Source organism: Archangium gephyra (genome assembly GCF_042230915.1).
GTDB classification, from domain to species: Bacteria; Myxococcota; Myxococcia; order Myxococcales; family Myxococcaceae; genus Archangium; species Archangium gephyra_B.
The window spans coordinates 9,031,161-9,055,959 of record NZ_CP102578.1; the positions used below are offsets into that span (position 1 = coordinate 9,031,161).

Here is a 24,799-nt window from a genome sequence, read left to right on the forward strand (position 1 = left end):
CAAACAGCCCATTCTTCTGAGAATCGAATCACCCGCTCACTTCAGCGCTCCGTCCCGTTCGCCACGGGAGTCGGCCTGGCACGGAAGCGCAGCGGGTCCACGGGCTGCGCGGACAGCTCGAGCTGGTAGTGCAAGTGGGGCCCGGTGGAGCGGCCGGTGTTGCCCGAGCGGGCGATGAGCTCGCCGCGCGTCACGCGCTGCCCCGGCCGGACCAGCAGCTCCGAGTTGTGGCAGTAGGCCGTCGTCACGCCACGGCCATGGTCGAGGATGAGCACCCGGCCATTCACGCCGTCCTCGCTCGCGCGGCGCACGGTGCCGTCGGACACCGCGCGCACCTCGGTGCCCACGCGCACGGAGAGGTCCACGCCGGTGTGCAGCTTGCGCGTGCCCAGCACGGGGTGGAGGCGGTAGCCGAAGGGGCTCGTCACCGGGGTGTGCTCCGGCACGGGCCACGCGAGACCGAAGGCCGTGGCCAGTGCGAGCGCCTGGGCGGCGGCCACGGTGGCGTCCTCGTAGCCGGGGGGCAGCTGCTTCGAGAGCCGCTCCAGGCTCGGGGTACCGCCCTCGGCCGCCACGCGTGCGACGGCATAGCGGGCCGGGGCGCGGCCGGCGAAGACGGCGGTGAGACGGGACTCCTCGTAGGGGAAGGCGCTGGCCAGGGACTCGTGCAGCCTGCGGGCGGCGGCGGGACCGCGCGTCTCGTCGAGCAGGGACTCGGAGGGGATGCCCAGCTCCGCGGCGAGCGCGAAGGCGGGAGCCCGGGCCACGGGCGAGAGGCCCTTGAGCGCCAGGTGGGTGCCGTACGCGAGCGCCTCCCCGTCGGTGAAGGGCCGGAGGGGTGGCGCCACGGGGGCGAGCGCGGGCGCGGACACGCCGGAGCCACTGACGCCGTCGTAGTAGGCAAGCAACGGCCGGGCGGTGCTCTGGCCACCGAAGACCCAGGCCGAGGTGCGCCGCACCAGCGCTCCCGCGGGCGTGTGGTGCCAGGCGCACCAGAGGCAGAGGACAGCCAGGGAGAAGTCGAGCAACCCTCGGACGTGGCGTGGGAACACGGGGCGTCCTCCTCAGCGCACGAAGGACCACAGGGGCGAGGCATCGAGCGCGGCGGCGAGCGCGAGGGGCGCCACCAGGGCGGAGCCAGGCAGCCCGTAGGCGAAGGCCCGTGCGAATCCACGCGCATGCAGCTCGGAGGCGGCGTCGGCGTGCTGGAGGTTGCGCAGCACCGCGCGCCAGCCCAGCCTCCACAGGAGTCCTCCCAACGCCGCGAGCGCGAGGCCCCGGGCCGCCACATCCGCCGCACCCTCCCCGAGCAGCTCGCGCCACGAGAGGTACACCGAGCCCTGGACGAGCCGCGCCACGGTACAGGCACCGGCCACGGCCACGAGCGCGGTGGCCAGCGGGCGGATCCACCGCATGGAGGTGGGCTTGCGCAGGCAGCGCGACAGCATCGCGCGCCACGCGTTGCGCTGCGGGAGCGAGGCGGTGGACCGGACGGGAGACGGCGTCTCCTCGCGGTAGCCGAGCGCGGGCAGCGCGAGCACCAGGTCCGCCGTCAGCTCCCAGGCCAGGGCGAGGGCTCGCGCGAGCGTGGTGCGCCGCTCCAGGGAGAGCAGGTCCACGAGGGGCGCGGTGAGGGAGTAGCGGCCCACGAGGCGGTCGAACGCGGCATCGGCCAGGTCCACGACGGCCAGGAGCCGGTCATCGAGGGTATCGGCCGCGGCGTGGACGCCCACGGCGATGAGCGCCAGCAGGCCGAGTGGCATGAAGGCCCACCGGAAGTGGCCGAGGAAACGCGAGAGCGCGGAGAAAGGCCCTGGGGACACGCGAGGCTCCGGAGGTGGACTCGCCCATCAACGCACGAGCCGGCCAGGGGATTTTTCCCGCCTGGAGCCCGCAAAGGAAGAAGCCCTCCCCCGCCGGAGCGGAGAGAGGGCTTCGAGTCACCCTCTCCCAGCGGGAGAGGGGAGTTCCTCATCAGGCCTTGGCGCCGGGCTGGGTGGCCTCGGGCTGGGCGGTGTCCGCGGGAGCGGGGGCGGTGCCCTGCTGCGTCGCGGCGCGCTCGGCCATGGCCTCCTTGCGCGACAGACGGATCTTGCCCGTCTTGTCGATGCTGATGACCTTCACCAGCACCTCATCGCCCTCGTTGAGCACGTCCGACACGCTCTTCACGCGCTTGTCCGACAGCTCGGAGATGTGGATGAGGCCGTCGGTGCCCGGGAACAGCTCCACGAAGGCGCCGAACTCGGCGATCTTCCGCACCGTGCCCGTGTAGATCTTCCCGATCTCCGCCTCGCGCGTGAGCGCCTGGATCATCGCGATGGCCGACTTCACCGAGTCCACGTTCGAGCTGGCGATGTCCACGCGGCCCGAGTCGTCGATGTTGATGACGGCACCCGTGCGGGCGATGATGTCCTTGATCACCTTGCCGCCCGGCCCGATGACGTTCTTGATGAACTCGGGGCGGATCTGGATGGTCGTAATCCGCGGCGCGTAGGAGCTGATCTCCTTGCGCGGCTCGGCCATCGTCTTGAGCATCTCGCCCAGGATGTGCAGACGGCCCTGACGCGCCTGCTCCAGCGCGCGGCTCATGATCTCCGTGGTCAGCCCGGTGATCTTGATGTCCATCTGGATGGACGTAATGCCCTTCGAGGTGCCGCACACCTTGAAGTCCATGTCGCCCAGGTGGTCCTCGTCACCGAGGATGTCCGAGAGGATGGCGACCTGATCGCCCTCCTTCACCAGGCCCATGGCGATGCCGGCCACGGGGGCCTTGATGGGCACGCCCGCGTCCATCAGCGCCAGCGTGCCACCGCACACCGAGGCCATGGACGACGAGCCGTTGGACTCGAGGATGTCCGACACGAGCCGCACCGTGTACGGGAACTTCTCGCTCGGGGGCAGCATGTTGCGCAGCGCGCGCTCGGCCAGGGCGCCATGGCCCACCTCGCGACGGCCGGGGCCGCGCAGGGGCTTGGTCTCGTTCACGCTGAACGGCGGGAAGTTGTAGTGCAGCATGAACCGCTTGAAGGACATGCCGCCGAGCAGCTCCAGCCGCTGCTCGTCCTCGGCGGTGCCCAGCGTGGCCACCACCAGCGCCTGCGTCTCGCCGCGGGTGAAGAGCGCGCTGCCGTGGGTGCGCGGGAGCACGCCCACCTCGTTGGTGATGTCACGCACCTTGTCGTGCCCGCGGCCGCCGATGCGGCCACCGTTCACCGTCAGCGTGCGCATGTGCTCGTACTTCAGGTCCTCCACCACCGACTTGGCGTGCTTCTCCACCTGGGAGGTGTAGGCCTCGCCCAGCTGCTCCTTGAGCTTGGCCAGGGCCTCCTTCTTGGCCTTGGAGAGCGCGTCGTAGCGGGCCGCCTTCTCCTTGATGGTGTAGCCCTGGACGATGCCGTCCCAGGCCAGCGCGCGCACCTTGGCCTTCAGGTCCTCGGCCACCGCGGCGATCTTGTCGTAGTTGCGCACCGTCTTGTTCAGCGCGCGCCGCAGCTCGTCCTGCAGATCCAACACCGGCAGTGCCGACTGCTTGCCGAACTCGAGCGCGGCCACCATGTCCGCCTCGCTCACCTCCTCGGCGCCGCCCTCCACCATCACCACCGCCTCACGGCTGACGGCCATGACCAGGTCGATGTCCGACAGCTCGCGCTGCTTGCGCGTGGGGTTGGCGATGAGCTTGCCCTCCACCCGGCCCACGCGGATGCCCGCGATGGGGCCATTGAAGGGGATATCCGACACCCACAGGGCCGCGGAGGCGCCGGTGATGCCGTGGATGTCACCCTCGTGCTCCGGGTCCGCGGAGATGACGCTCGCGATGACCTGGGTCTCGTAGGCGTACCCTTCCGGGAACAGCGGGCGGCAGGAGCGGTCCACGATACGGCTGGCCAGCGTCTCCTTCTCCGTCAGACGCCCCTCGCGCTTGAAGTAGCTGCCGGGGATGCGGCCGGCCGAGTACAGCTTCTCCTGGTACTCCACCGTGAGGGGGAGGAAGTCCACGTCCTTCTTCTCGCGCGCGCTCACCGCGGTGACGAGCAGCATGGTGTCGCCGTAGCGAACCACCACGGAGCCGTCCGCCTGCTTGGCCATGTGGCCGGTCTCGATGGACAGCTCGGTCTCGCCAATCTTGACGCTCTTCTTCAGATGCATATCGGTCTTGCCTCGTACTTCCTGGTGGCCCCGCTGACGCGCGCCCTGCCTTCGGACAAAAGAAAGGTGAGGGCCCACGCGCCTCGGTGCGAGGCCTGTGGGGTGGATGCGGTCGCCGGGCCTGGAACAGGCGGAGACGGGCAACCGCGGCTTGACTGCGGTGGGGGCGCCTCGGAAGCGCCAGAGGGATGCGCCGGAGCTTTGATCCCTGATCGCGCGGGCCGACCCTTCTGCGGGGTCAGCCCGTCCGAACGGAAACCAAAACCTCCATCCACACCACTCTCTTGCTTCCCCCTCGCCCCGTTCTCTTCCTCGAACTGCGTGCTGCGACGTCTCTAACGACTCGGGGCGCTGACGAATGCCAGCGCCCCGATTCATGACCGCAGGCCTACTTGCGGATGCCGAGGCCCTCGATGAGCTTCTTGTAGCGGTTGGCGTCCTTGCTCTTCAGGTAGTCGAGCAGACGGCGACGCTGACCCACCAGCTTCAGCAGACCGCGGCGGGAGTGGTGGTCCTTCTTGTGCGTCTTGAAGTGCTCCGTGAGCATGGTGATGCGCTCGGAGAGCAGGGCCACCTGCACCTCGGGGGAGCCGGTATCGCTCTCGTGGGTGCGGTACTTCGCGACAACCTCTGCCTTGCGGTCCTGATGCAGTGCCGACATGTGCTTCCTTCTTCTTCCCGCTCCGGGGGGTGGGTGCTGCGGTCGCCACGGTCCGCGGAGGGGTACAGACCGGGCTTCCTCTACTAACGAATCGGGGGCTTATAAGCACCGCCCGTGCGGGCGGTCAACCTCAAGCGCCCGGGCAACTGCGTGGAAACGGGCCAGTGGACAGTCCAATGCCCCGGGACGGGGGTCTCCCGGACGCTCTCCAGGACTCCAAGGGGTCAGACGAGCACCCGCAGGTAGCGCAGCCGGCCGCGAACCACCTCGGCCACGGCGAGCAGGGCGTCCGCGGGGTCCACCACCCGCACGCGGCCGGGATGGGCGGGCGCCTCCACCGGCACCCCATGGGACACCCGGGCCGCGTCCGCCGCGCTCACCCGCACCGCAGGCAGGTCCGTCAGGGCCTCGGAGACGGGCACCAGCCGCTTGGCGAGGGCCTCGGGCGTCTGGGCCAGCGCGGCCAGGTCCGCCAGGGGCAGAGCCTGGGCCAGGGTGAAGGGACCGCTGTGGGTGCGCCGCAGCCCCTCCAGGTGGGCCCCGCAGCCCAGCGCCCGGCCGATGTCATAGGCGAGCGTGCGCACGAAGAAGCCCTTGGAGCAGCGCACCGACAGGCGCAGCTGGTTGGCGCTGAAGTCGCGCAGCACCAGCTCGTACACGGTGACGTGGCGGCTGGCGCGCTCCACCTCCTCGCCGGCGCGGGCGAGCTCGTACAGCCGCTTCCCGCCCACCTTCACCGCCGAGTACATGGGCGGCACCTGCTCGAAGGAGCCGCGGAAGCGCCCCAGCACCTCCTCCAGCAGCGCCGAGGTGAGGGCGGGCACGGGAGCCTCGGCCACCACCTTGCCCTCGGCGTCCTGGGTGTCCGTCTCCGCGCCCAGACGCACCACGGCGTCATAGGCCTTGTCGCCCTCGGTGATGAAGCCGGCCACCTTGGTCGCCTCGCCCAGGCACAGGGGCAGCACCCCCGTGGCCATGGGATCCAAGGTGCCGGTATGGCCCACCTTCTTCACTCTGAGCAGACCCCGGACCTGCCGCACCACGTCGAACGAGGTGGGCCCCTTGGGCTTATCGATGACCAGGACGCCGTCCATGCTTCTACCAGCCCTCTTTGTCCTTCACCTCGCGCAGCAACCGCTCGATGCGGTCACCCCGCTCCAGCGACTCGTCGAAGGTGAAGAACACCTCTGGCGACACGCGCAGGTTCACCGCCTCGGTGATTTCCCGGCGGATATAACCCTTGGCCGCCTCGAGACCTTTCTCGGTGTCCTTGCGCTCCTGCTCGCTCCCCATCATCGAGTAGTAGACGCGCGCCGTCTTCAGGTCCTGCGACACCTTCACGCCGGTGATGGTGATGAAGCCGATGCGTGGATCCTTCAGCTCGCCCCGGGTGAGCATCCTCCCGAGGGCCGCCTGGATCTCCTGCCCCACACGCTCCGGCCGATTACTGGTGCTCATTTCTTCTCCCAATCCCTCGGATTGCGCAGGCTCCGGGCACGCGCCCGGGCATCGTCCAACGACAGCGGACCCTGCCGGTCCGTGCTGCCCCTGGCCGGCCGCCCGCTCTCCTGCCCCTGGTGCCGGCGCTCCCAATCATCCATGCCCTCGGCCTCGGCCATGGAGCGGTCTCCACGGCCCATGCCGGCGATGAGCTCTTCCAGGTCCGCTTCCGGTCCTGACTCCTCACCGTCCTCCTCGGACTCCTCCGGCTCCTCGTCGTCCCCGTCCCCGGTCCGCTTGGTGGGCATGGGCCGGGCGGGGGTGTAGAGCGTGTCGCCGAAGGCCATGATCTCCGTCTGCCGGGTGAGGAGGGGCGCGACGTACATCTCCTCCACGAAGTGGATGATCTTCTCCATCTGCTCGTCGACGTGGCGGCGCTCGTTGCCCACCACCGCCAGCGCGAGCGTGGCCTTCTGCCAGAGATCCTGATCATCCACTTCCGCCACGGCCACGTTGAACCGGGCCTTCACCCGTTCCGTGACCCGGCGGAGCACCTGCCGCTTGGCCTTGAGGGAACCACTCTCCGGAATCTGCAGGGTCAGACGTGCGACGCAGACGAACATGACACTCAGGACCTCGGCCCGGTGACCTCGCCTGGACGGCGGGCCACCGGGTGCACTCCGGTGGTGAACGACAGCGGCCGGAGAGGTACTAGCTCAGGCTCGGCCGCGTCTCCTCGATCTCATAGGCCTCGATGATGTCGCCGGGCTTGAGATCGCTGTAGTTCTCGATGCCGATACCGCACTCGAAGCCCTGGCCGACTTCCTTCACGTCGTCCTTGAAGCGGCGGAGCGAGGCCATGCGGCCGGAGAACAGCTGCTTGCTGTCGCGCAGCAAGCGGACGTAGGCACCACGCTTCATCATACCGTCGAGCACCGCCGCACCGGCGATGGTCCCCAGCTTCGGCACGTTGAAGGTGCTGCGCACCTCGGCACGGCCCAGCTTGCGCTCGGTGCGGATGGGCTCCAGGAGATCTTCCATGGCCTTGCGGACGCCATCGATGAGCTCGTAGATGATGCTGTAGGTCTGCAGCGTCACTTCCTGAGCCTTGGCAGCCGCCTCGGTGCCGGACTCGGGCTTGACGTTGAAGCCCACCACCAGGCCCTTGGAGGCGGCCGCGCGCATCACGTCGCCCTCGGTCATGGCGCCCACGCCCGAGTGGATGATCTCCACGCGGACCTTCTGGGTGGACATGGACAGCTTCTGGACAGCCTCCTTGACGGCCTCGGCCGAGCCCTGCACGTCCGCCTTGATGACGAGGCGCAGCTCCTTGGCGCCGCCGCCCGCCTTGGTCTTGGCGAACAGCTGCTCGAGCGTCTCGCGGGTGCTGGGCTTGCCCAGCTCCGCCTCGCGGCCCTTCATGGCGCGGTGGGTGGCGATCTCCTTGGCCGCCTTCTCGTCGGCCACCGCGTTGAGGGTGTCACCCGCGGTGGGCACACCCGACAGGCCGATGAGCTCGGCGGAGTAGCCCGGTAGGACTTCCTTCACGGACTCGCCGCGGCTGTTGTTCATGGCGCGAACGCGGCCGAAGTGCGTGCCGGTGACGACGGCATCGCCCACCTTGAGCGTGCCCTCCTGCACCAGCACCGTGGCCACGGGACCGCGGCCCTTCTCCAGCTTGGCCTCGATGATGGCGCCCACCGCCGGACGGCTCGGGTTGCTCGTGAGCTCGAGCACCTCGGCCTGCAGCGCGATGTTCTCCAGCAGCAGATCGATACCCATCTTCTGCTTGGCGGACACCGGCACCATGATGGTCTCACCGCCCCACTCCTCGGGGGTGAGCTCGTAGTTGGCCAGGTCCTTCTTCACGCGGTCCGGGTTGGCGCCCGGCACGTCCATCTTGTTGATGGCGACGACGATGGGCACCTCGGCGGCCTTGGCCTGCTTGATGGACTCGATCGTCTGCGGCATCACGCCGTCGTCGGCGGCCACCACCAGCACCACGATGTCCGTCACGTTGGCGCCGCGGGCGCGCATGGACGTGAAGGCCTCGTGGCCCGGGGTATCCAGGAAGGTGATGTCACCGCGCGACGTCTTCACCGAGTAGGCGCCGATGTGCTGGGTGATGCCACCGGCCTCGCCGGCCGCCACGTTGGCGGCACGGATGGCGTCGAGCAGGCTCGTCTTGCCGTGGTCGACGTGGCCCATGACCGTGACGACCGGCGGACGGTTGCGCTCGTCCTCGGGACGCGCCTCCACCTCGGGCAGGAAGTCCTCGACCTCGAAGCCGGCCTTCTCCACGCGCCAGCCGTAGTCGGTGGCCAGCAGCTCGGTGGTCTCCGGGTCGATGATCTGGTTGGCCGTGGCCATCTTGCCCAGGCCCATCAGCTTCTTGATGAGCTCGTTGGTGCGCACACCCATGCGCTGGCCCAGGTCGGACACGGAGATGCCCTCCTGGATCTTGATGACCTTCTTCTCCTCGGCCATCTGGGTGATCTGCGTCTTGGCGCCCTTCTTGGTGGGCTTCTTCTTCTTGCCGCGGATGGGGATGGTGACGCGTCCCCACACCAGGTCGGAGATCTCCTGCTTGGAGGGACCGCCCTCGCCGCCCGGGCCCCGCTTGGCGCTGCGTCCGCCGGCCTTCTCCTTGTCCTTACCCTTGGAGACGTCGACGAGCTCACGGCCACGGCCGGCGTGGTCCGGGATGACCCTGAACTCACGCTTCTCGCCGATGGCGCTCTTGCCCGGCGCCATGGGGTACTGCTTGCCCGCGCCGCCAGTGGGCGTCACGCGGCGCACCTGGATGAGCGGACGCGAGATGACGACGGCCTGGGTGGCCGTGGGACGCTGCGAACGCGGATCCTGCGTCACCTGCTGGTGGGGCACGCCGCCCACCATCACCTGCTGGCCCGTCGCACCCGGAGCGGCGCCGGGCTGACCACCCGCGGCACCCGGCGTCGAGGGACGCACCGGGCCGGTGGACTGGATGCCGCCGCTGCGCTGGTACTGGCTGGGACCGCCGCGCTGGTACTGGCTGGGACCACCGGGACGACCGCCCTGGCCACCGGGACCACCGGGACCACGGCCCTGACCGCCGGGACCACCGGGACGACCGCCCTGGCCACCGGGACCACCGGGACCACGGCCCTGACCACCGGGACCACCGGGACCACGGCCCTGACCACCGGGACCCCCCGGGGAAGAGGTCCGATGCGGACCGGAAGAGGGATGGGCCGAGGGGGTCCGGACAGTGGGTGGAACCGCCGAAGGCGGGCGGGTAGACAAGCTGGGTGACTCCTTGACGGTGGTGGGCGGCTGCACGACGGCGGCCGGGGGCGGGGTGGCCGCACGGGGCGGCTCCGCGGCCCGCGGCGCCTCGGTGGCGGCCGCGGGGGACGACGGCTGCTGCGTGGCGGGGCGCGAAGGCTCGGCGGCGGCGGCAGGCTGGGCCTCGGCACGGGGTGCCTCGGCGGGAGTGGCCGGCGCCACGGGGGCAGCCGGAGTCTCGGGAACGGAGGGCGTCGCGGCGGCCCGGGGCGCCTCGGCGGCGGGCGGCTGAGCGGCGGCGGCCGGGGTCTCCGGAGCGGCCGGCGGCTGAGCGGCGGCCCGCGGCGCCTCGGCGGCGGGAGCCTCGACAGCCGGCGGCTCGGGAGCACGCGGGGCCTCGGCGGCTGGCGGCTCGGCGGCCCGCGGCGCTTCGGCCGGAGCCTCCTCATAGCCCGTGTCGGACGAGGGAGCGCTCGGGGCCTTGCGGCGCACCACGAACCCCTTCGCCGTCACCGGCGCCGCGGCCTGCTTGGGCTTCCGCTTGTCCAGGATCTTCTGTACGGCAGCGGTGGCCTGATCGTCCTCGAGCGAGGACGAGTGGCTCTTGACGTCGTAGCCGAGCGCGACGAGCTCGGTCACGACCTCTTTGTTGTCGAGCTCGACGCCCTGGTCCTTGAGCTCTTTGGCAATTTCGTGAACGCGCTTCTTCGACATACGTTGCTTGGCCTTTTGCTCCGCCGGCTACCGGGCGCAGCACCCTAATCCAAAAATGTGTGCGAGTGGTGCTAACACCCACTCCCCCCGGCCGCTCCACCCCGAGCCGGGCCTGACTCCAACGCCTGTCCCAGGGCCGACGGATCAACCGCCCCCGCCTTCCCCCGGAAGGCCCTGCCAAAGGCCTTCCGCTTCACCGCCGCGGCCAGGCACCCGGCACCGCAAAGATAAGCCCCCCGCCCGGGGAGCCGCCTCGCCCTGTCCACCACCACCGCGCCCTCAGGGCCCACCACCAACCGGGTGAGCTCCTGCTGAATCCGCCTGGCGCCGCAACCGATGCAGCTTCGCACCGGTCCGGCGTTCGCCGGGAGTTCTTCTTTTCTTCTACTACCGGAACGAGCCTTCAGGCGCATCCCCCCTGCCAGCCCAGCGAGCTTACGACCTTACTCCGACCTTAAGCCACATCCCCCGCCGACTGGGCAGCCGAAGAAGAAGCCCCCCGCTCGGCGTTCAGCTCCGCCCGGAGCTTGGCCTCCTCGACCAGGTAGTTCTCCGCCGCACTCTTGAGCTGGCGGGCCTTCTTGATGCCCACCCCCGGCACATCGCCGAGCTTCGCCAGGTCCTTCTCGTTGGCCAGCTCCTCCACCGTCTTGTAACCGGCGAGGCCCAGCTGTTCGATGGTCTTCTCGCCCATGCCCCTGACGCGGGCCAGACGCTCCGTCTGACTGAGCTCGTCCGGATGGCGGCGCGCCTCGGCCTGGCGGGCCTGCTCGCGCTCCCGCTCCATGCGCGACAGCTCGGCCGCGTCCAGCGACATCTGCTTGCGCGCCTCCTCCTGCATGGCGGGAATCCGGACCGGGTCCATGCCCGGAATCTGCGCCAGCATCTCCGGATTGGCCTCGGCGATGTCCTTGGCCTGACGGAAACCGTGCGCGTAGAGCGTCTCCACCAGCATCTCGTTGACACCCGGAAGGGCGCCCAGCGAACGGTTGGCGAACTCGCGCATCTCGCGCACCCGGCTCTCGCTGTTGATGTCCAGCTTCCAACCCGTCAGCTGTGCCGCCAGGCGGACATTCTGCCCGCGCCGGCCGATGGCCAGCGACAGCTGGTCATCCGGGACGATGAGCTCCATGGCGTGGTTGGCCTCGTCGATGATGACGCGGCTCACCTCGGCCGGGGCCAGGGCGGCGCACACGAAGCGCGCCGGATCCTCGTCGTAGGGCACGATGTCGATCTTCTCGCCGCGCAGCTCCTGCACCACCGCCTGCACGCGGCTGCCCTTCATGCCCACGCACGCGCCCACCGGATCCACGTCCGAGTCGCGGCTGGACACGGCGATCTTCGCGCGCCCACCCGGCTCGCGCGCCGCGGCCTCGATCACCACGATGCCCTCGGCGATCTCCGGCACCTCCATCTCGAAGAGCTTGGTCAGCAGGTTCACGGAGGCGCGGCTGAGGACGATCTGCGGGCCCTTGGACTCGCGCAGCACGTCCAGCACGTAGGCCTGGACGCGATCGCCGGCGCGGTACGTCTCGCGGGGCACCTGCTCGCGCACCGGGAGCACCGCCTCGGCGCGGCCCAGGTCCACGATGATGTTGCCGCGCTCGAAGCGCCGGGCGATGCCGGTGACGATCTCGTTGCGCCGGTCCTTGTACTCGTTGAAGACGTTCTCGCGCTCGGCGTCGCGGGTGCGCTGGAGGATGACCTGCTTGGCCGTCTGGGCCGCGATGCGTCCGAAGCCGCGCCGGAACGTCTTCAGCCGGAGGATGTCCCCGTACTGATCGTCCTGCGCCTTGGCCTCCGCCGCGTCCTCGTCACGGTAGAAGATCTGGAACACGAGCTCGTCGCCCGGCTCCACCTCCATGCCCTTCTTGTGCGCCTCGTCCAGGGAGATCTGGTTCACCGCCTGGATGGGATCGGTGATGGTCTCCACCACGGTGATGGCCTGGAAGAGCTCCACCACGCCCTTCTCCGGGTCGTACTTCGCCTCGAGGTTGCGCTCCTGGCCAAAGTGCTTCTTGGCCGCGGTCGTCATCGCGTCCTCGAGGGTAGCGATGAGCACGCTCCGCTCGATGCCCTTGTCCTTGGCCACCTGGTCCAGGACGAGGTTGAGGTTGATGTTGGGGTTGGCTGGCGTGGGCATCATCTTCTCCAAAGGTTCCACGGGCGCGCCCGCGCGAGGGCGCACCCTGTATGTGGACTGCTAGAACTCGAACTCCAGATTGGCCTTGGCGATGTCCTTGAAGGAGATGCGGAAGTTGCCCGCCCCTTCCACGTCCACGGCGATGGCGTCGGCCGCCACCTCGGTGAGCGTTCCGGTGAAGTTCTTGCGCGGCGGCTCCCCAATGGGCCCGAAGGTCTTCACCTTGATCTTCTGGCCCTTCACCCGCTCGAAATGCACGGGCTTCTTCAGGGGCCTGTTCACGCCGGGGCTGGAGACCTCCAGGTTGTACTCGTGGGGGACGATGTCCTCCACGTCCAGCACCGTGTCCACCGCCCGCGAGACCTGCGAGCACTCGTCCAGGCCCACCCGTCCGCCCGGCTTGTCGATGAACAGGCGCAGGATCCAGCCCTCGCGCTCGCGGAGGAATTCCACCTCGAGGAGCTCCAGCCCCTCGCCCGCAACGATGGGCTCGAGCACCTCCTGTGCCCTTGCCTCCACCGTTTGCTTGATGTTCTCCGCCATAGGCCGCTTCGAAAACTCCGGACTCCAAAAACACAAAAAGCGGGCACGACGGCCCACTTTTCGAAGAACTGCGTCGAAAAATGTCGGCGGCGTCCGTAACACACGCCACCTCGGGGTGTAAAGGATGACGCACCCCTTGTCCTGCCATCCAACAGTCCTCCCAGGGGTAGGGATTCCCGGGGTTTCCATGGACAGGGACCGGTTATAACGCCCCCATGCACCTCATCGCCGCAGCCCAGATGGTGTCCACCGCGGACAAGGCCCACAACCTCGACTCGGCCACCCGGCTCGTCCGGCGTGCGGCCGATTTGGGGGTCCGCCTGGTGGGCCTGCCCGAGAACTTCAGCTGGATGGGCCCAGAAGCCGAGCGACTCGGAGCCGCCGAGACGCTCGAGGGCCCCACCCTCTCGCGCATGGCCGAGCTGGCGCGCGAGCGGAAGGTGACACTGCTGGCCGGCTCCATCCTGGAGACGGGCGCCCCGGGCGGCCGCCTCTACAACACCACGGTGCTCTTCGGGCCGGACGGCGCGCGGCTGGCCGTGTACCGGAAGATCCACCTCTTCGACGTGGACGTGGGCGACGGCACGCCCTACCTCGAGTCCGCGGCGGTGGCCCCGGGCACCCAGGTGGTGGTGGCGGACACGGAGGCGGGCCGGCTGGGCCTCTCCATCTGCTACGACCTGCGCTTCCCCGAGCTGTACCGCCGCCTGGCCAAGGATGGCGCCACCCTGCTCGCCGTGCCGGCGGCCTTCACCCTGATGACGGGCAAGGATCACTGGGAGGTGCTGCTGCGCGCGCGCGCCATCGAGAACCAGTGCTACCTCTTCGCCCCGGCCCAGGGCGGGCGGCACTCCCCGCAGCGCGTCACCTGGGGCCACGCCATGGTGGTGGACCCCTGGGGCCTGGTGACGGCCCGGGCCTCCGAGGGCGAGGGACTGGCCGTGGCCCCGGTGGACCCCGAGCTGCTCGCCCGCATCCGGAAGAATCTGCCCTGCCTGCAACATCGACGACTGGACTGAACCAGCCGAGCACTTGTGACCAGGGCACTGGGTGACGGGTCCAATCCCCGGTACACTGGGGACCGGAACCTCTCTCGTGAAAAGTCGCTGGTCCTATATGGTGTTCGTCCTCCTCGGGGCGGTCTCGGTGGGTTGTCCCGCCGATGAGAAGCCCGTGGCCCCGGTGCATGCGCCGGCCGCACCGCCGCCGGTGCGCCGTGCCCAGCTCAAGGGGCTCCAAGGGGATGTGAAGGTCAAACGCGCGGCGGGGGACGAGTGGCTCCCCGCCCAGGAGGGCATGCCCCTCTTCGAGAACGACAAGGTGAGAACCGTGGCAGGCGCGGGAGCGCAGATCGTCTTCGCCAATGGAAGCATCGTGAACCTGGGCGACGACGCGCTGATCGGCATCGCGGAGACGCGGCCGAGGCCCGGGCAGGAGCGCACGGACCTGACGGTTCTCCGCGGCCGCGTGGACGCCGAGATGGAAGATCCGGCACGTCAGTCACTGTCGGTCACCACGCCAGCGGCCACCGTCCGGGCCGGAAGGGAGATCGTGTTCCAATGAAGAGTTCCCTCCTGCTCGCCCTGCTGATGCTGGCGCCCACCGAGGTGGTGGTACGTGATGGAGAGTCGCTCGCCCAGGTGGCCCAGCGCACGCTGGGAGACCGCGGCGGCGCCAGCGAGCTCAAGGCGCTCAATGGTTTGAAGGACGACGCGGTGGCGCCGGGCACGAAGCTGAAGCTGCCGGGGCCCAACCGCGAGCACGCCCAGCGCTCGCTCACGACGGCGCGCAACGCGCTGGCCGCGGCGGACACCCAGGCGGCCCGGCGCGAGGAGGCCGCGGCCAAGCTGAAGGAGGCCGAGGCCTACTTCCAGGGCGCGCGCTACGACGACGCCGCCCAGGCGGCCGATGGGGCGTGGAAGCTGGTGTCGACGACGCAGCCCACCGCCTTCACCGTGGCCGTGGACGACAAGGGCGCCACCACCGTGGAGTCCAGGTCCGGCCAGCCGGTGCGCGTGGAGGCCGAGGGCGTCACCCAGCGGCTCAACGCCGGCGAGAGCCTGCGCGTGGAGAAGGGCCAGCCCCCGCCGCCTCCCCGGGCGCCGCTGGGCGCGCCCCAGCCCACCCAACCCACCCACAAGGCGAAGTTGACCGTGCAGCTCGCCAAGAGCGGACCGAGCCCCGTCACCCTCGCCTGGAAGCCGGTGGAAGGCGCCGAGAGCTACGAGGTGGAGCTGGTGCCCGCGCGCGGCGAGAAGCGCACGCTGCCGGCCTCCGCCCACCAGCTCAAGGTGTCGCTGGCCGCGGGTGCCTACCGCTGGAGCGTGCGCGCGGTGACCCGCGAGTCCCGCTCCGAGGCCTCAGCCGAGCAGCTCTTCGAGGTGGCGGAAGCGCCGGCCAAGTCCATCAACCTGCAGGTGCATCCCACGAATTGGAAGTAGCGCGGGAGGCGCGTCCCCAATGCGGCTCTTCAAGACCATCCTCTTGTTGATGCTGGTGGCCAGCCTCGTGCCCACCGTGATGGTGGGCCTGCTGTCCGTGTCCGACACGCGCGAGCTGCTGGTGCGCGACGCGCAGGAGCTGACGCAGGAGCGCGTCAAGCAGCTCAAGCTGAAGGTGGAGGGCTTCCTCGCCGAGCCCACGCGCGCGGTGATGGGCATGGCGCGCGTGCCCGGCTTCTTCGCCCTGCCGCTGGAGCAGCAGCAGACGTACCTGCGCGCGGTGCTCAACCAGAGCCGCGAGGTGCAGGCCATCACCCTCTTCGGGCCCGACGGCAAGCGGCTGCCGGGCCTGCAGGCCTTCGCCGTCAGTGACGTGCCCCCCACCGCGCTGGCCGAGCACGAGTCGCGCGCCGTGGCCCTGCTGGAGGGACTCGCCGGCCTGCACTACGCGGACGTGGTGTGGCGCCCCACCGGCGAGGCCGTGGTGACGTTCGCCTTCCCCGTGGGCGAGCCCGTCAAGGGCTACATCGCCGCGGACGTGTCGCTGGTGGAGCTGCAGACCATGCTCGCCCAGGAGCGCGTGGGCAGCACCGGCTTCGTCTACCTCGCCGACGCCCAGGGCCATGTGCTCGCCGGCGGCGGCGGACTGGTGGCCGGCCAGGATGTCTCCCAACGGCCCGTGGTGGCGCACCTGCTCAAGGGCGTGGCGCGCACCCCGGACACGGACATCCTCCACGTGGGCAACTTCTCCGAGGGCGACGAGGCCGTCGTCGCCGCCTACGCCACCCTCGCGGACCCCCACTGGGCCATCGTCTCCGAGCAGCCCGTGGCGCTCGCCTACAAGCAGGTGGAGACCATGGAGCGGCGGCTGCTGCTCACCGTGCTGGCCGCCACCGTGGTGGCCCTCGCGCTCGCCGCCTTCTTCTCGCGCAGCGTCACCCGCCCCCTCAAGGGCTTCATCCAGGGCGCCCTCCAGCTGGCCCAGGGCAAGTTCGGCCTCGAGGTCAACGTCCCCCAGAAGAACGAGCTGGGCGAGCTGGCCCGGACGTTCAACTACATGAGCAAGCAGCTGCTCGCGTACGACCACGAGAACCGCGGCCTCTACGAGAGCCTCGAGCAGGGCTACCTGGAAACCATCGTCGCCCTGGCCAACTCCATCGACTCCAAGGACTCCTACACCCGCGGCCACAGCCAGCGCGTGGGCGACGTGGCGGTGGAGATCGGCCGGGAGATGGCCCTCTCCGAGCGCGAGCTCAAGCAGCTGCAGTTCGGCGGCATCCTCCACGACATCGGCAAGATCGGCATCGTCGAGTCCATCCTCTGCAAGCAGTCGCGGCTGACGGACGAGGAGATGACCATCATGCGCGAGCACCCGGCCATCGGCGACAGCATCATCAAGCCCATCAGCTTCCTGCAGGCCATGCGCGCCTGCGTGCGCAGCCACCACGAGCGCTGGGATGGCACCGGCTACCCGGACAAGCTCTCGGGCGAGGACATCCCCCTGCTGGCCCGCATCGTGGCCTGCGCGGACACCTTCGACGCCTGCACCTCCACCCGCCCCTACCAGAAGGCCATGCCCCTGGAGAAGGCGATGGAGATCCTCGAGAACCTCAGCGGCAAGCAGTTGGATCCGGCCGTGGTGTCCGCGCTGCGCCGGGTGCTGGAGAAGAAGGGCGTGCGCGTCGAGGGCCACCGGCTTCCCGTGAAGCTCGCCTCGTGAGGCCCCTTCGGGTTCCCTCCCCCTCCGGCGCGCTGGATGGTAAGCAGGGCCCAGCGATGTTCTGGCCCTGAAAGGGGAACCCCTTGAGTTTCTGGGATCGAATCAAGCCCACCGAGCGCCCCGTCTCCGCCTCCGAGGTGACGCTGTCGCCGGACAACACCCGGTTGAGCCTCCTCTGGGAGGACGGCGTGAAGACGGGCGCCTCCGCGCAGATGCTGCGCCAGCAGTGCCCGTGCGCCGGGTGCGTGGACGAGTGGACCAACAAGCGGACGCTGGACCCGGCCCGGGTGCCCGCGGACGTGCGCATCACCCAGCTGCAGCCGGTGGGCAACTACGCCCTCACCTTCGTCTTCAGCGACGGTCACGGCACCGGCATCTACCCCTGGAAGCTGCTGCGAGAGATCACCCAGGCCCAGGGCTGAGCCCGTGGAGGAACGCGTGAACGAGTCCCGCTACCGTCTGGTGCGTCCGCTGGCCATGGGAGGCATGGCGGAGCTGTTCCTCGGCGTGGCGCGCGGCGCGGAGGGCTTCGAGAAGTCCGTGGCCATCAAGCGCGTGCTGCCCCACCTGGCCAGTGAGCCCACCATCGCGCAGATGTTCCTCGCCGAGGCCCGGCTCGCCACCCACCTGCACCACCAGAACATCGCCAGCGTCTATGACGTGGGCAGCAGCGCGGAAGGGCTCTTCCTGGTGATGGAGCTGGTGGACGGCTGGGACCTGGGCGTGCTGCTGCGCCACGCCCACCGCCGCGGCCAGCGCTTCCCTCCCCACCTGGTGGCCCTCATCGGCTCCCAGGTGCTCGCCGGCCTCGTCCACGCCTACCGCCGCCTGCACAACGGCCGTCCCGTCCTCACCGCCCACCGGGACATCTCCCCCTCCAACATCCTCATCTCCCGCGAGGGCGAGGTGAAGGTGACGGACTTCGGCATCGCCCGCCTCGAGGGCGTGTCCATGGGCACCCAGCCCGGCACCTTCAAGGGGAAGCTCCCCTATGCCGCCCCCGAGACGCTGCGCGGCGAGCCCGCCAACGCCCTGAGCGATCAGTTCGGGCTCGGCATCGTCCTCTACGAGCTGCTCGCCGGACGCCACCCCTTCGGGGATGGCGCGGGGGACCCGATGTCCTTCGCGCTCGCCATCACCCAGCAGGAGCCCGCGCCGCTCACGGATGTGCCCGCGCCGCTGGCCGCCGTGGTGATGCGCGCCATGGCCAAGGCGCCCGAGGCCCGCTTCCCCCGGCCCGAGGACATGGCCGAGGCGCTGGCCCGCTACCTGGCCCAGGCCGGTGAGCCCGCCACCTCCCAGTCCCTGGCCACCTTCATCTCCAGCCTCACCCCGCCCCTCACCCTCGTCGAGCGGGCCCAGGCCTCGGAGTCCACCGACGCGCAACCGGGCTCCATCGAGCCCACCGTCCGCCGCCCCTCCCTGTCCACCCGGGCCGTGAATCCCCCTTCCTTCGAGCTGCAGCCGGTGGAGGAGAACCTGGAGGAGCACGAGGAGGTGCCCGGAGGCGCCGCGCTCAGCATGAGCGGCCGGCTCGTCGTGCCCACCACCCCGGACCCCGCTACGCCCGCGCCTGCTCGCGCCCCGGCTCCGGCCCGCGGCCCCGCCACGCCCCCGGCCGCCGCGGCCCCGCGGACCCGGGAGGCCCGCTGCTCCCGCTGCAACAGGCCCCTCGCCTCGGCCCATGCGCCGTGCGACCACTGCGCCCGGGAGCTGTCCCCGCAGCTGTCCTCGCTCGCCGAGGACGTCTCCTCGTCCCAGGCCTCCGCGTCCGCTCCGCGGCGCTCGGTGCTGGACATGCGGGAAGACGAGCTGGAGCTGGCCGAGCGCGCCCCGAAGAAGGAGACGCATTACGAGCCGCCCAAGGCGCGCTTCCCGTGGGGACGCGTGGCGACCACCGTGGCCACGCTGCTGCTGCTGGGCGGCGCCGCCGTGGTGGGTTACCCCTACCTCCGGCCCGTGGTGACCCGGATGTTCTACTCGGTGGGGCCCAAGAAATCCCTGCCCCTGCTCTCCATCCAGAGCCAGCCCGAGGGCGCCACCGTCACCGTGGACGGCACGGAGCTCGGCGTCACGCCCATGATGCTCGACAACACCTACGCCAGCGGCCAGGACGTCCCCGTGCAGCTGACGCTCAAGGGGCACAAGCCCTGGCGGGGCACCTTCACCGGCGGCCAGCCCGTGGACCTCAACGTCCGCCTCAAGCGCTGAGGCGGGGAAGGCCCACGCTCACTTCACCAGGCGCAGATGGCCTCGACGAGGCCCGGGAGGCGGCTCGTCCGTGGGCCCTTCGGCCTCGACGGGGCTCGGAGCCGACACCGGCACTGGAGCCGGCACGGGCACCGGGGCCGGCGTGGCGGCCGGAGCCGGAACGGGAACCGCCGCGACGGGCTCGGGCGACTCGTCCTCCGGCCGCCCCACCTCGCGCAGCATGGCCCGGGGACGCGGCTCCACCGCCGGCGCCGGCTGCTCCGTCACGTCCTCCGGCACCTTGGACGTCACCATCGTCTGCTGGATGAGCTCGGCCGGCATGTCGTCCGGGTACATCCAGAACTCCTTCGTCAGGTGGCTGGTGATGGCGAAGAGCGCCGACCACGGCACCGCCACCTTGAACCGGCTCCCCGAGAAGCTCAGGGTGCAACGCACGCCCCACTCGCCCACCGTCAGGTCCGGTGGATCGAACCGGTAGGACAGATTGAGGCGCAGGTGGGACTCATTGCGCAGCGAGGTGGGCACGAGGACCCCCGGACGGCGCGCGTCCAGGTGGATCATCACCATGCCCTTGTCGAGTGCGGCCAATAGCCGCGCCTTCTTCTCAGGACCCTTCTTGTCCATCGACGTGCGCTAGCGGGCGAGGGGGGCGTTTCAGCGACGGCGCATCGCCCGGTCCATCTCCCGCTTGGTCTCCCGTTCCTTGATGTCCTGCCGTCGATCCTCGTGCGTCTTGCCCTGGCACAACCCCAGCTCCACCTTCGCCCGGCCGTTCTTGAAATACAGCAGGAGCGGGATGATGGAATAGCCTCGCTCCCGAACCTTCGTGATCCACCGGTCGATTTCCGCGCGGTGCATCAACAGCTTGCGGCCGCGCAGCGGCTCGTGGCTGAAAAAGCTGGAGGGGTTGTAACTGCCGATGTGGGCGTTGAGCAGATAGAGCTCACTGCCCTTGGGCAGCGCGTAGGCGTCCGAGAGGTTGGCCGTCCCGGCCCTCAACGCCTTCACCTCGCTACCCGAGAGCGCGAGGCCGGCCTCGACCTTCTCGTCCACGCTGTAGGCGGCGCGCGCCTTGCGGTTCTCGGCGATGATCTTGATACCGGACTCGCCCGTCCCGCCCTTGCCCTTTCCAGCCGCCATACGCTCGTGTCCCCTAGCCTCCGATGGGCTGGTTGTCGATCAGCCGTGTGGAACCAACGAAGGCCGCCACCAGCAGCCGCGCCGGCTGGCCAGGAGTCACGGCCGGCAGCGGGGTCAGCGAGGTAGCGTCCACCAACTCGACATAATCCTCTCGGAGGCCCGCTGCCTCCAATTCACGGCGCACCGCACCGACCAGGGCCGGCGTCTCGCGCGTCCCGCTCTGGCACAGGGCCCGGGCCGCCGCCAGGCCTCGCGACAGGGCGAGCGCCCGCTGCCTGTCCTCGGGGGACAGGTAGGCATTGCGCGAGCTCATCGCCAGCCCGTCCGGCTCGCGCACGGTGGGCATGCCGATGATTTCAACTCCAAGGTTCAGGTCGCGCTCGAGGGCGCGGATGACCTGGAGCTGCTGGTAGTCCTTCTCGCCGAAGAGGGCGAGCTGGGGCTTGAAGAGGCACAGCAACTTCGTCACCACCGTGGCCACGCCGCGGAAGTGGCCGGGCCGGCGCGCACCGCACAGGCCCTGGCTCACCTGCTCCACGTCCACGTAGGTCTGGTAACCCGGGGGGTACACCTCCTCCGGGACGGGAGCGAAGACGGCCTCCACTCCGGCGCTGGCGCATTTGGCCAGGTCCCCCTCCATGTCCCGCGGATAGCGCGACAGGTCCTCCTTGGGACCGAACTGGGTGGGGTTGACGAAGATGGAGGCCGCGACGGCGTCGGCGCGCCGGCGTCCCTCGTGCATCAGCGAGACGTGGCCCTCGTGCAGGAAGCCCATGGTGGGCACCAGCGCCAGGCGGCGGCCCGAGCGGCGAAGGGAATCCGCCCAGGCGGCGGTCTCGGCAACGGTACGAAGGACGAGCGGGGCCATGGGCTAGACCGGAGCTCCGTAGACGGGGCCCACCTTGTCGGTGCCCTCGGCGGACCCGTCCGTGGGCTCCGGCGTGGAGGCCACGAGGCGGATGGGCTTGGACTTGAAGGAGTGCTCCTCGTCCGGGAAGGTGCCCGCGCGGACCTCGGAGAAGTAGGCGCCCGCGGCCTCCGTCATGGAGCCGTACAGGTTGGCGTAGCGCTTGACGAACTTGGGCTTGAAGTCCGGGTTCATCCCCAGCAGGTCGTAACAGACGAGCACCTGGCCGTCGCAGTACTTGCCCGCGCCAATGCCGATGGTGGGGATGGAGAGCCGCTGCGTCACCTGACGCGCCAGCTCCAGCGGCACGCCCTCGAGCACCAGCGAGAAGCAGCCGGCGCGCTCCAGCGCGATGGCGTCCTCGAGAATCTTGCGCGCGGCGTCCTCGTCGCGGCCCTGCACCACGTAGCCGCCCATCTTGTGCACCGACTGCGGCGTGAGGCCCAGGTGGCCCATGACGGGGATGCTGGCACGGGTCAGGGCGGAGATGACGTCGGCGAACTCGGCGCCGCCCTCCAGCTTCACCGCGCCCACCCGGCCTTCCGCCACCAGACGGCCCGCGTTGCGCACCGCCTCCTCCACCGACACCTGGTAGCTCATGAAGGGCATGTCGCCCACCACGAGTGCCCGCTTCGTCCCGCGGACGACGGCGGCGGAGTGGTACACCATCTGGTCCATCGTGACCGGGAGCGTCGAGTCATGGCCCTGCACGACCATGCCGAGGGAGTCTCCCACGAGCAGCACGTCCGCTCCGGCTTCATCGAAGACGCGGGCGAAGGTGGCGTCGTAGGCCGTGACCATGCAGATCTTCTGGCCGCTCTGCTTCTGGCGCTTCAGCGTGTGGATGGTGACCTTGTCCTTCACGGTTCACCTCCTTCTGAGGGTAGGGGTTCAACGTCCTGCCGTGCATGCATGGACGCCTCTCGCCGTCCCCGAGGGGATCGCCGGAAGCGGCCATCGGTGACACTCTAACGCCCTTGGGAGCGCCGCGGGGGCTTCTCTTGAGGGCGGGCAGGCAGCCGAGCCCCACCTACAGCCGTTTGCCGCTGTTCGGATGGTAGTGGTGGGTGCCCTGGCGCGCCCGGTCGATGGCGCCCATCAGCCCCTTGAGGTCGCTCTCGTTGTGGACGAAGTCGATGTCCGAGGTGTCCACCACCAACAGCGGCGTCTCCGTGTAGCGGGAGAAGAACTCGTTGTAGGCGTGGACGAGCTCCTCCAGGTAGCCGGCGTCGAACTGGCGCTCGAAATCGCGGCCGCGCTTCTTGATGCGGTGGAGCAGCACGTCCAGGCGGGCCTGCAGGAAGATGACCAGGTCCGGCCGCGTCACCCGGGGCGTGAGGGCCTCGAAGACGCGCTCGTAGAGCGACAGCTCGTGCGAGTCCAGCGTCAGGCACGCGAAGATGCGGTCCTTGGCGAACAGGTAGTCGCTCACCGTCACCGAGTTGAACAAGTCGGGCTGGAACAGCTCCTGCTGCTGCTGGAAGCGCGAGAGCAGGAAGAAGATCTGCGTCTGGAAGGCGTACTTCTGCCGGTCCTCGTAGAAGTGGGCGAGGAAGGGATTCTCCTCGTATTTCTCGAAGACGCGCCGGGCGCCGAAACGCTCGGCGACGAAGTTGGAGAGACTCGTCTTACCGACGCCGATGGGCCCCTCGACCACGATGTAGCGGTTGTCCATCCGCTTCGAGACCTCCGACTGCACGAGACGCGCTCCGGCCTGGGAAACCCGGCCGGAACGGGGCGCGGAATAGAGCACGGGAGTGACGGCCGGGCAATGTTCGCGCACCCGTCCGGCTCGCCACGCTTGACGGGCCGATGAGCGTCCACTACCAGGGACGCACGCGCGGTGCGGGAGAGGCGGACGCGCGGGGACCGAGGGAGATGAATCGACGGCAGCGGGCGAAGACGGTCATCGAGCTGGAGCCACGCCGGGCCACGTCCACCGAGACGGCCCGGACTCCCACGAAGGCGCTGGAGCCCGACCCGCTCTACGGCGTGGCCCTCCTCAAGACGGCCCTGGAGCTCAAGCGGCGCAAGGACGGCACCCCGGAGGAGATTTTGCGCGGCGTGCTGGCGCGCATGCGGCTGTCCGAGGACGAGTTCCGCGCGTGGCTGTCGCAACAGGGCGGGCTGGCCAAGGTGCTCGGCGGCGGCAAGCCCTGAGCGCCTAACGCGAGGCCACCCAGGGCTGGAGCGCCGCGTCCACCGCACTGCCGAGTGACTTGCAGAAGGCGTACTCGGTGCGCAGCCGCTCCACGGGTGTGGCCGCCTCGAAGCGCCGCGTCTCGAAGAAGATCGCGTACACCAGCTTGTCGCCCACCTTCGAGCGGATGCCGAGGTACTCGCCCTGCACGTCCATCTGCGGCAGCAGCATGCGCTCCAGCGAGCGGTAGACGCGGGCCATGTCCTGGGTGGCCCCCACGAAGGTCTTCTCGTCGAGGATCGGGATGGGGCTCGGGTCACCCCAACGCAGCAGCAGCACCCCATCGGGGCGGGCGAACACCGCGTACACCACGCCGAAGCGGTTGAGCACCGGCTCCAGCTCCTCCAGTGGCAGGGGCGTCATCAATCCTCTCCGGGCCGCTCCTTTCGTTAACACCAGAGCGGGCCGGACGCCAAATTGGTGCTACCGCGCCACCGGCCCCAGCGCGCGCTCGATGGCGGCGAACTCCTCGGACGAGAGCGTCTCCGCACGCCGGGTCGGATCAATGCCCGCCGTCGCCAGCGCCTGCTGCAGCTGCTCCACCGAGCCCAGCGACTTGTCCGACTTGAGCGAGTTGATGAGCGTCTTGCGGCGCTGGGCGAACCCCGCCTTCACCAGGCGGATGAAGCGCGCCCCGTCCACCACCGGCGCCAGCGGCGCGGGACGGCGGATCAGCCGCAGCACCGCCGAGTCCACCTTCGGCGGCGGATGGAAGCGGTGCGCGTCGATGTCGAAGAGGTTCTCCGAGGTGAAGTAGAGGCCCAGGATGGCGGTGAGCAGGCCGTAGTCGCGCCCACCCGGCTCGGCCGCGAGCCGGTCCACCACTTCCTTCTGCAGGGTGAAGACGGCGCGCGTCACGTGGTCGCGCTGCTCCAGCACCTGGAAGAGAATGGAGCTCGTCAGGTGGTACGGGAGGTTGCCCGCGACCTTCACCTCGGGCACGCCCGCCACCTTGGAGAAGTCCACCGTGGCCGCGTTGCCATCCACCACGCGCACGCCGGGGATGGCCTCCTTCTCCAGGACGGCGATCATGTCCCGGTCCTTCTCCACCGCGGTGACGCGCGCGCCCGTGGCGGCGAGAAAGCGCGTCAGGTGGCCCAGACCCGGGCCCAGCTCGATGACCGGCTCACCCTCGCGAAGCTCCAGCGCGTCCGCGATGGCCTCCAGGATGTCCGGGTCCCCCAGGAAATTCTGCCCCCAGCTGTGCTTGGCCCTCAGGCCGTGGCGCTGGAGGATGTCACGTGGCGTATCCACTCTCGGCTCCCT

At 69.8% G+C, this 24,799-nt stretch carries 25 protein-coding genes; 7 read left to right on the forward strand and 18 right to left on the reverse strand.

Annotation, left to right across the window (positions count from 1 at the left end; translation table 11 throughout):
* Positions 1-41: 41 nt before the first annotated feature.
* The 11 genes from NR798_RS35430 to rimP all read right to left on the reverse strand — a co-directional run bounded on the left by NR798_RS35430 (position 42) and on the right by rimP (position 12,914).
* Positions 42-1,052: a M23 family metallopeptidase gene (locus NR798_RS35430; protein WP_375766968.1), complete on the reverse strand. Its 1,011-nt coding sequence runs from the start codon at positions 1,050-1,052 to the stop codon at positions 42-44.
* Between the two features lie 12 nt (positions 1,053-1,064).
* A complete protein-coding gene (locus NR798_RS35435) occupies positions 1,065-1,763 on the reverse strand; it encodes a hypothetical protein (protein ID WP_375773873.1) in 699 nt (232 codons plus the stop codon).
* A gap of 211 nt (positions 1,764-1,974) precedes the next feature.
* Positions 1,975-4,146, reverse strand: coding sequence for a polyribonucleotide nucleotidyltransferase (pnp, locus tag NR798_RS35440; RefSeq protein WP_375766969.1), 2,172 nt, complete (start codon positions 4,144-4,146; stop codon positions 1,975-1,977).
* A 388-nt stretch (positions 4,147-4,534) separates the two neighbouring features.
* Positions 4,535-4,807: a 30S ribosomal protein S15 gene (gene rpsO, locus NR798_RS35445; RefSeq protein WP_043390443.1), complete on the reverse strand. Its 273-nt coding sequence runs from the start codon at positions 4,805-4,807 to the stop codon at positions 4,535-4,537.
* Between the two features lie 224 nt (positions 4,808-5,031).
* Positions 5,032-5,901, reverse strand: a complete 870-nt coding sequence (gene truB, locus NR798_RS35450) for a tRNA pseudouridine(55) synthase TruB (RefSeq protein WP_375766970.1) — start codon at positions 5,899-5,901, stop codon at positions 5,032-5,034.
* 4 nt (positions 5,902-5,905) lie between these two features.
* Entirely contained in the window at positions 5,906-6,265 is a 360-nt protein-coding gene (rbfA, locus tag NR798_RS35455) for a 30S ribosome-binding factor RbfA (protein ID WP_375766971.1), read from the reverse strand.
* A complete protein-coding gene (locus NR798_RS35460; protein ID WP_375766972.1) occupies positions 6,262-6,870 on the reverse strand; it encodes a DUF503 domain-containing protein in 609 nt (202 codons plus the stop codon). The genes rbfA and NR798_RS35460 overlap by 4 nt, the downstream gene beginning before the upstream one ends.
* A gap of 88 nt (positions 6,871-6,958) precedes the next feature.
* On the reverse strand, positions 6,959-10,228 hold the full coding sequence (infB, locus tag NR798_RS35465) for a translation initiation factor IF-2 (protein WP_375766973.1): 3,270 nt from the start codon (positions 10,226-10,228) through the stop codon (positions 6,959-6,961).
* Positions 10,229-10,299: 71 nt separating this feature from the next.
* Positions 10,300-10,641: a YlxR family RNase P modulator gene (locus tag NR798_RS35470; protein WP_375766974.1), complete on the reverse strand. Its 342-nt coding sequence runs from the start codon at positions 10,639-10,641 to the stop codon at positions 10,300-10,302.
* A 41-nt stretch (positions 10,642-10,682) separates the two neighbouring features.
* On the reverse strand, positions 10,683-12,371 hold the full coding sequence (gene nusA, locus NR798_RS35475; protein ID WP_375773874.1) for a transcription termination factor NusA: 1,689 nt from the start codon (positions 12,369-12,371) through the stop codon (positions 10,683-10,685).
* 60 nt (positions 12,372-12,431) lie between these two features.
* A complete protein-coding gene (rimP, locus tag NR798_RS35480) occupies positions 12,432-12,914 on the reverse strand; it encodes a ribosome maturation factor RimP (protein WP_375766975.1) in 483 nt (160 codons plus the stop codon).
* A gap of 215 nt (positions 12,915-13,129) precedes the next feature.
* Here rimP and NR798_RS35485 point away from each other — a divergent pair, with 215 nt between their 5' ends.
* The 6 genes from NR798_RS35485 (at position 13,130) to NR798_RS35510 (ending at position 19,286) form a co-directional block, all read left to right on the forward strand.
* Positions 13,130-13,933, forward strand: coding sequence for a carbon-nitrogen hydrolase family protein (locus NR798_RS35485; RefSeq protein ID WP_375766976.1), 804 nt, complete (start codon positions 13,130-13,132; stop codon positions 13,931-13,933).
* 97 nt (positions 13,934-14,030) lie between these two features.
* On the forward strand, positions 14,031-14,477 hold the full coding sequence (locus NR798_RS35490; protein WP_375773875.1) for a FecR domain-containing protein: 447 nt from the start codon (positions 14,031-14,033) through the stop codon (positions 14,475-14,477).
* On the forward strand, positions 14,474-15,355 hold the full coding sequence (locus NR798_RS35495; RefSeq protein WP_375766977.1) for a LysM peptidoglycan-binding domain-containing protein: 882 nt from the start codon (positions 14,474-14,476) through the stop codon (positions 15,353-15,355). Before NR798_RS35490 ends, NR798_RS35495 begins: the two co-directional genes overlap by 4 nt.
* A gap of 19 nt (positions 15,356-15,374) precedes the next feature.
* Positions 15,375-17,075 carry an HD domain-containing phosphohydrolase gene (locus tag NR798_RS35500; RefSeq protein ID WP_375766978.1) on the forward strand — a complete coding sequence of 567 codons (1,701 nt, stop codon included), beginning with the start codon at positions 15,375-15,377 and terminating at the stop codon, positions 17,073-17,075.
* Between the two features lie 83 nt (positions 17,076-17,158).
* Positions 17,159-17,497, forward strand: a complete 339-nt coding sequence (locus NR798_RS35505) for a DUF971 domain-containing protein (protein ID WP_375766979.1) — start codon at positions 17,159-17,161, stop codon at positions 17,495-17,497.
* Between the two features lie 16 nt (positions 17,498-17,513).
* Positions 17,514-19,286 carry a serine/threonine-protein kinase gene (locus NR798_RS35510; protein ID WP_375766980.1) on the forward strand — a complete coding sequence of 591 codons (1,773 nt, stop codon included), beginning with the start codon at positions 17,514-17,516 and terminating at the stop codon, positions 19,284-19,286.
* A gap of 18 nt (positions 19,287-19,304) precedes the next feature.
* Here the strand turns inward: NR798_RS35510 and NR798_RS35515 are convergent, their stop codons facing one another.
* The 5 genes from NR798_RS35515 to NR798_RS35535 form a co-directional block, all read right to left on the reverse strand.
* Entirely contained in the window at positions 19,305-19,910 is a 606-nt protein-coding gene (locus tag NR798_RS35515) for a ClpXP protease specificity-enhancing factor SspB (protein WP_375766981.1), read from the reverse strand.
* A 30-nt stretch (positions 19,911-19,940) separates the two neighbouring features.
* Positions 19,941-20,426: an SsrA-binding protein SmpB gene (smpB, locus tag NR798_RS35520; RefSeq protein WP_375766982.1), complete on the reverse strand. Its 486-nt coding sequence runs from the start codon at positions 20,424-20,426 to the stop codon at positions 19,941-19,943.
* Between the two features lie 13 nt (positions 20,427-20,439).
* Positions 20,440-21,294: a pantoate--beta-alanine ligase gene (panC, locus tag NR798_RS35525; protein WP_375766983.1), complete on the reverse strand. Its 855-nt coding sequence runs from the start codon at positions 21,292-21,294 to the stop codon at positions 20,440-20,442.
* Positions 21,295-21,297: 3 nt separating this feature from the next.
* Positions 21,298-22,197: a 3-methyl-2-oxobutanoate hydroxymethyltransferase gene (gene panB, locus NR798_RS35530; RefSeq protein WP_375766984.1), complete on the reverse strand. Its 900-nt coding sequence runs from the start codon at positions 22,195-22,197 to the stop codon at positions 21,298-21,300.
* A gap of 166 nt (positions 22,198-22,363) precedes the next feature.
* Positions 22,364-23,008: a deoxynucleoside kinase gene (locus NR798_RS35535; protein WP_375773876.1), complete on the reverse strand. Its 645-nt coding sequence runs from the start codon at positions 23,006-23,008 to the stop codon at positions 22,364-22,366.
* Positions 23,009-23,211: 203 nt separating this feature from the next.
* On the opposite strand from NR798_RS35535, the gene NR798_RS35540 reads away from it, so the two are divergent.
* Positions 23,212-23,493 carry a hypothetical protein gene (locus tag NR798_RS35540; protein WP_375766985.1) on the forward strand — a complete coding sequence of 94 codons (282 nt, stop codon included), beginning with the start codon at positions 23,212-23,214 and terminating at the stop codon, positions 23,491-23,493.
* A 4-nt stretch (positions 23,494-23,497) separates the two neighbouring features.
* Here NR798_RS35540 and NR798_RS35545 read toward each other — a convergent pair whose 3' ends face one another.
* Both NR798_RS35545 and rsmA read right to left on the reverse strand, forming a co-directional pair.
* Positions 23,498-23,896 carry a hypothetical protein gene (locus NR798_RS35545; protein WP_375766986.1) on the reverse strand — a complete coding sequence of 133 codons (399 nt, stop codon included), beginning with the start codon at positions 23,894-23,896 and terminating at the stop codon, positions 23,498-23,500.
* Positions 23,897-23,956: 60 nt separating this feature from the next.
* Entirely contained in the window at positions 23,957-24,787 is an 831-nt protein-coding gene (gene rsmA / locus NR798_RS35550) for a 16S rRNA (adenine(1518)-N(6)/adenine(1519)-N(6))-dimethyltransferase RsmA (RefSeq protein ID WP_375766987.1), read from the reverse strand.
* Positions 24,788-24,799: the final 12 nt, after the last annotated feature.

Excerpts from the sequence above, each read along its gene's own strand:
- NR798_RS35515 (WP_375766981.1), bottom strand. The coding sequence starts at position 19,910 with ATGGACAAGAAGGGTCCTGAGAAGAAGGCGCGGCTATTGGCCGCACTC.
- truB (WP_375766970.1), bottom strand. The coding sequence starts at position 5,901 with ATGGACGGCGTCCTGGTCATCGATAAGCCCAAGGGGCCCACCTCGTTC.
- NR798_RS35435 (WP_375773873.1), bottom strand. The coding sequence starts at position 1,763 with ATGCCACTCGGCCTGCTGGCGCTCATCGCCGTGGGCGTCCACGCCGCG.
- NR798_RS35470 (WP_375766974.1), bottom strand. The coding sequence starts at position 10,641 with ATGCGCCTGAAGGCTCGTTCCGGTAGTAGAAGAAAAGAAGAACTCCCG.
- panC (WP_375766983.1), bottom strand. The coding sequence starts at position 21,294 with ATGGCCCCGCTCGTCCTTCGTACCGTTGCCGAGACCGCCGCCTGGGCG.
- NR798_RS35545 (WP_375766986.1), bottom strand. The coding sequence starts at position 23,896 with ATGACGCCCCTGCCACTGGAGGAGCTGGAGCCGGTGCTCAACCGCTTC.
- NR798_RS35540 (WP_375766985.1), top strand. The coding sequence starts at position 23,212 with ATGAATCGACGGCAGCGGGCGAAGACGGTCATCGAGCTGGAGCCACGC.
- NR798_RS35485 (WP_375766976.1), top strand. The coding sequence starts at position 13,130 with ATGCACCTCATCGCCGCAGCCCAGATGGTGTCCACCGCGGACAAGGCC.
- NR798_RS35495 (WP_375766977.1), top strand. The coding sequence starts at position 14,474 with ATGAAGAGTTCCCTCCTGCTCGCCCTGCTGATGCTGGCGCCCACCGAG.
- rpsO (WP_043390443.1), bottom strand. The coding sequence starts at position 4,807 with ATGTCGGCACTGCATCAGGACCGCAAGGCAGAGGTTGTCGCGAAGTAC.
- NR798_RS35500 (WP_375766978.1), top strand. The coding sequence starts at position 15,375 with ATGCGGCTCTTCAAGACCATCCTCTTGTTGATGCTGGTGGCCAGCCTC.
- rimP (WP_375766975.1), bottom strand. The coding sequence starts at position 12,914 with ATGGCGGAGAACATCAAGCAAACGGTGGAGGCAAGGGCACAGGAGGTG.
- NR798_RS35535 (WP_375773876.1), bottom strand. The coding sequence starts at position 23,008 with ATGGACAACCGCTACATCGTGGTCGAGGGGCCCATCGGCGTCGGTAAG.
- rbfA (WP_375766971.1), bottom strand. The coding sequence starts at position 6,265 with ATGAGCACCAGTAATCGGCCGGAGCGTGTGGGGCAGGAGATCCAGGCG.
- nusA (WP_375773874.1), bottom strand. The coding sequence starts at position 12,371 with ATGCCCACGCCAGCCAACCCCAACATCAACCTCAACCTCGTCCTGGAC.
- NR798_RS35490 (WP_375773875.1), top strand. The coding sequence starts at position 14,031 with ATGGTGTTCGTCCTCCTCGGGGCGGTCTCGGTGGGTTGTCCCGCCGAT.
- infB (WP_375766973.1), bottom strand. The coding sequence starts at position 10,228 with ATGTCGAAGAAGCGCGTTCACGAAATTGCCAAAGAGCTCAAGGACCAG.
- NR798_RS35460 (WP_375766972.1), bottom strand. The coding sequence starts at position 6,870 with ATGTTCGTCTGCGTCGCACGTCTGACCCTGCAGATTCCGGAGAGTGGT.
- pnp (WP_375766969.1), bottom strand. The coding sequence starts at position 4,146 with ATGCATCTGAAGAAGAGCGTCAAGATTGGCGAGACCGAGCTGTCCATC.
- smpB (WP_375766982.1), bottom strand. The coding sequence starts at position 20,426 with ATGGCGGCTGGAAAGGGCAAGGGCGGGACGGGCGAGTCCGGTATCAAG.